2 protein-coding genes are annotated in these 5,711 nt (G+C 41.9%); both read right to left on the bottom strand.

Annotated features, from left to right (window positions below; translation table 11 throughout):
- Positions 1 to 1,134 precede the first annotated feature (1,134 nt).
- On the bottom strand, positions 1,135 to 2,733 hold the full coding sequence (locus DWX62_RS21635; RefSeq protein WP_034533057.1) for a RagB/SusD family nutrient uptake outer membrane protein: 1,599 nt from the start codon (positions 2,731 to 2,733) through the stop codon (positions 1,135 to 1,137).
- 20 nt (positions 2,734 to 2,753) lie between these two features.
- Positions 2,754 to 5,696 (bottom strand): SusC/RagA family TonB-linked outer membrane protein, encoded by a 2,943-nt coding sequence (locus tag DWX62_RS21630; RefSeq protein WP_080597311.1) that lies wholly within the window; start codon positions 5,694 to 5,696, stop codon positions 2,754 to 2,756.
- Between the last annotated feature and the right edge of the window lie 15 nt (positions 5,697 to 5,711).

The raw sequence follows: 5,711 nt of genomic DNA, 5'->3' as shown, positions 1-5,711 counted from the left end.
CAGAGTTTTCGCGGAACTACAATGTGTATAATATATTGATAATAAAGAATATACAATAAGTCAAAGAATTGGCTAAAACAAGGAATACTCTTTTCAAAGCTGTCCTATATGGGTCTACAATAAACAAAACCTTACTTATGTGATACCATTAATAAATGTAATATTTTGATTAATAGCTGTTTGAGTATCAATTAATGTACTACGGTTGTAAAATTAGTATTCCTCTTTTTAAAAGAATGGGTAATTATGTCAATATCTATTATTTGTTTATTTTTCGTTGAATATTTACTTGTATTACTTATTTCATCCATAAGAATATTGCATTTCATGTAAATACTATTTCAAATTACAGAATAACCATTCCCATTTCAGATAGAGATAAATATTAGTTTATTCCTATTTCAAATATAGGAAATCTGTGTTTGCTGTATAAAAAACTAATGAACTTATGAGATCATTTCTAAAGGAGCTTAATAAATTACTTTATAGTTTCTTGTGTAAAAGTTCAAGGAGAAATTCATTTTATACAAATTATCGTCTCTAATTGGTATTATCGTAATGTGCATTACGATAATAGTGGACTTGATGTAAAATGATAAGGTGTATTATGAAATTCTATAGTCGAAAAAAGAATTGGCAGTTTTAAAGAATATAGCAGAACAGTCTCAAGAAGAATCGTAAATGACGGTTTTAGGCGTATCGATAAGACCTCACTTTTATTGAAGCCAACGGATGGAAGACCGGCATTGTATTTTTTCATTTTACGAATTGGTAAAAATTGAACACAATAATGAACGGATAGATTGGGGAATATTGAAGAAAAAAGGAGAATATTTTCTCACAATCAACAAAGAATGGGAAAACTGCTCTGTTTCTTATAAAGGGCTTTTTTTGGAAGATATGTAATCTTGAAATAACACTTCCCCTGAAGTCTTTTGTAGGATTAAGAGAAGAAAAGCCACCCATTTCACAATGAGTGGCTTCTCAAAAACACTTTATTATGAAATTCCGGTATGTTCAACCGGATGAATCATCATAGTTGTCGCATTATTATTGTTGGGGTAATGCAGCTTGATTAGTCTGCACAGATAGCGCTTCTGTGTTATTTTTCCGTATAACATGTCCTTTGAGGTATTAATTCTGGTCGCTCGGAGAAAGCTGAGAATTATTCTCTATTTCAGAGAGAGGTAATTGGTAAAGGAACGGCCTGTCTTCTTGGTTATAACGGAACTTACCGGCAGAGAAGTGATTATTATTTTCTGCGCCCCAAGTTTCATCTGTACGATCTACAGGAATATTCAAACGACGATTATCAATATATTCCAAACCTTCACCCCAGAACTCTACACGTTTCTGATAAATGATTTCCTCTATCAGGTCAGCCTTATTCGTGAAAGTGTAATTATAATCGGGCTGGCGAGTCTTCATAAAGCTATTCAGTTCAGTCACTGCTTCTGCAGAACCCTTGTGAGCCAAAGCTTCCATTTTTATCATGTAAGCTTCTTCTGAACGCAGGTAAATATAATCTCCCAGTTCCCATCCGCTGAACACACCGGCCTTGATGTTATCACGACCTGTACCGATAAATTTTACAGCTTGGTATTCCACGGCAACTGGAGACTGAGTGTCACGAATCAATGTTATACGATTACCGGAAGCATCTGTTACACCTGTAGAACGGTCGCAGCAGAACCATTGCAGACGGATATCAGTATCCGCGATACGGTCTACTAATGGCTTAAAGGCAGCGCGCCATACACCGATGCCGGCATACCCATCACCATAAGTATCCATCTGCGAGAAGAAAGACATATAAGTCGTACTATTGTCTGCTGTAATATCACATCCGAATACTACATCCGGTAAGCTGATATTACTGAATCCCTGGAGTATCTGGTCTTCACTCTGCAATATGGGGAAATTATCAATCACCACTTGCGCATACTTTATCGCCTCATCCCATTCATGGATAACCATATTTGCACGAGCCAAATGCATAGCTACCACGCAGCCATCCATATCAGTGGGTGAGGAAGTACGCGTCATATCCAAATTCTTGAACAAATCGAAAGCAGTAGTAAGGTCACTCTTGATTTGTTCATAGATTTGGGCTACAGTAGCACGTGGCTGGTCACCTTCCGTATCCTCTGTAATAAGCGGTACACACGGAGACTGGGAGAAGTCATATTTCTCTCCACGGCCCCATTTCGTTCCATCCGCACCGGTATAGTAGGAATGCTGATATAAGTAAGTCAGTTGTAAGTAGGCATAGCCACGGAAACCAAGGGCAATGGCACGATATTTCAAATTGGCGGGATCTTCACTGCTGGGGTCAATCAGCTTGAGGATATTGTTGGCATTGGCTATGACGCGATAGTACTCTTTCCAACGGTTGTTGGTCGGAGTATAGTTCTGTTGCCAGTAATCCAGCAAATAATGATACATACTCATGGCGAAACGTCCGGTCATAATCATATCGTTGCCCATCAGCGATGTTAAGTAATCAAAACTCTTTTGACCGAAATAGTTGTGACTCATATTGACGTCAACATACTGTTGCATATCAGTATACATACCTGCCACAGCAGCTGAAAAAGCCTTATCAGGATCTTCCTGAGCCACATTGCCCAGTTGGTCTTCAGTCAAATAAGCGGTAACATCAGCATCTTCAATGCAAGATGTAAGCAGGCCCCCAGCAAGAAGCACCTGCATCATATATTTCATTATCTTCATATACAATTTTATTTTTTAGTTTAGAATGTAAGGTTGATACCTCCGGAAATCACACGCATCGGAGAATAGCCTCCATATTCATCATCAGAACCAGCCATTGCCACACGAGGGTCAAATCCCTGACGTTTGGACCACAAGCCGAGATTATCTGCCGTAGCATAGATACGCAGTTTCTCAACACCCAATTTCTGCGTCAGGTTCTTCGGCAATGTGTAGCCCAAAGTGATGTTACGGATACTGAAGTAGCTGGCCTTTATCAGATTGAGGTCTGATTGCTGAGTGAAAGAGTTGGAAGCATTGTCAGCATTCCAAATAGGAAGTGAACCTTGACCGGTCTCAGGGTTGAATGTTTTCCACATATCCTTATTATGACCTACGTAGAATGAAGAGCTCATGCCGGACAGATAAGAATAGTCATAAGCATAGCCACCAATTTGGAAAGCCGTTGCTATAGAAAGGTCGATTCCCTTGTAAGAGAAAGTAGTGCTCAAACCACCGTTGAAATCGGGCAGTGCAGATTTTCCAATGAAGTAGCGGGTTGCGTCTGCATAAGTGGTGGTGGTAGTACGGCCTGTCACTTCCCCTTTCTCGTTTGTCTCATCCATGTACCACATGGCATTTCCTTTTTCGTCCATGCCGGCATACATATAAGTATAGTATTCAAAGCGGCTCTTACCTTCGCGCAGGTTGAACGGACCGGAAGTGATACCATTTTCACGGTTTTCTTCGGGCAGTGTCACGATGCGGTTCTTGTAGTGAGATCCCACGAGCGATACCGTCCACTTTAGGTCGGGCTGATTGAAAATATCCACATTCACTTCAAACTCTATACCAGTGTTTTTCATCGCACCCAGGTTTTCCCAATTATACGGACGTCCGGCTGTAGAGTAAGCTACAGGGCGCTTGAAGAGCATATCGTCTGTACGACGATAAAAATATTCGAATGAACCGTATACTCTGTCGAATAGACGGAAATCTACTCCCACGTCAAAAGTCTTCTGCTTTTCCCAAGTCAAGTCCGGATTACCGTAGAATTCCGGTGAATAACCCAACTCTGAACCATTCCAAGTAACTGTGTATTGGTCTTGATAAGGCGTGTACACATAGGCATAGTCATACTCCGAAAGGATGCTTTCATTACCTTGGGTACCATAAGACGCACGCAGTTTCAAGTCGTTCAACCAAGAGTTTGTACCCTCCATGAATGCTTCGTTGGAAATACGCCAAGCGGCACCTACCGACCAGAAATTACCCCAGCGGTCCAAGAAGCGGGAAGTACCGTCGCGACGGAAGGCTGCAGAAAGATAATATTTGTTGCTATAGTCGTAGTCTGCCATACCGAAATACCCCTCGATGTTATGGTTTGCCGTGTAGCTGTTAATGTATTGCATTTGTCCACCGTTGTCCAGTTCCGGATTGTTCGGATTAAAGAAATTGGTCTTCTGTCCTGCTAAATACTGATATTCATACTTATAGTACTCGTGACCTATCTTGGCCGACAAGTGGTGGTTATCGCCAAAAACATTGCTGTAGGCCAGAATCTGGTTGAAGTTGGTAGTCGTAGTGTTGTAGCTTCCTTTTGTACCACGACCACCGAAAGACTGTCCGTCACCGATGAGCGGAGTGTAGAATACTGTCTGGCTACTGTTCGTGAAATCATAACTGTAGTTTGCTGTAAACTTGAAATTCTTCAAGAACGAGATTTCCAGATACGAGCGTGAAGTCAGATTATTGTACACAGTTTCACGAATATCCTCTTTCATATTGGCTATCACATTCTGGTTAGTAGCCGTAGGACGTTTAGATGTACCGTCTGTCTCACCGTTTCCGGCATCATACATAGGACTTCCGTCCTCATAATATTTCATATTACCTTCTGCATCATAGGCATGAACCGGGAAGATGGGAGCCCAAGAACGTGCCACCTCAAAAGGATTGGAGGCAGCTCCGGCATTCTCTTGTACACCATTCTGAGTTGCTTTGGAATAGCCTACATTGGTACCTACCTTCAACCAGGATTTCAACTGAGAGTTAACGTTGGCACGAGCCGTAAAGCGCTCATAAGAAGAACCTAGCACATAAGAGTCATTGTCCAGAAAGCCCATAGATACATAGTAATCTGTGCGGTCATTACCACCCGATGCAGATACATTATACTCTTGACGGAAGGCATTGTCGAACAAGGCATCGGCAAACGAATCATTATAACGCAGACGTGCATTGGGGTTAAGTTTTCCATCTGGTGTTACCAGATACTCTCCTTGCGGGATGATATAAGCATTGTAATTACCCAGTTCGCCCAGCAAATCCTGACTGGCTGCTAAATTAGAGTCTTCAATGGATTTTCCAGCCGCCCAATAGGTGTTACGAAGACCATACCAAGACAAACGGTAGAACTCTCCCGGATCAGTAGCCATATCATAGTCCTTGTACGCACGCTGTGCCACACCCCAGGAGCCGTTAAAGTTGATGGCCACCTTGTCTTTGCGTCCGGTCTTGGTAGTAATCATGACCACACCACCTGCTGCACGGGAACCATACAAAGAGTTGGATACAGCATCTTTCGACACGTTCACTGAAGCAATGTCTGTAGGGTTGATGTCCGACAACTTGCCGTTGAAGGGCACACCATCTACTACAATCAGTGCATTGTTGCTGGCCGAAATAGAACCGATACCGCGTAATACGATATTGGCATCTTGTCCCGGCTGGCCGGAAGAACTTACAACTTGCAAACCAGCCACAGCTCCTTCTAATGCATTGGACACGGATGTAGCTTGTGAATTACTGATAATCTCATTCTTTACACTGCTGATAGAACCCACCAAATCTTGTTTACGTTTAGTGCCATAAGCCACTACTGTTACTTCATCAAGTATCTCTGTATCAGGCATCATAACCACTTTTACGCTCGGTTTGATTACCACTTCTTGAGTCTTCATACCGATGTACGAAATCACCAGAGTTTTCGCGGAACT

It is taken from the genome of Bacteroides sp. AF20-13LB (assembly GCF_003603065.1).
Classification (GTDB): Bacteria; Bacteroidota; Bacteroidia; order Bacteroidales; family Bacteroidaceae; genus Bacteroides; species Bacteroides uniformis.
Note: the sequence above shows the minus strand (reverse complement) of the source record. Positions and strands in the feature narration are given on the sequence as shown.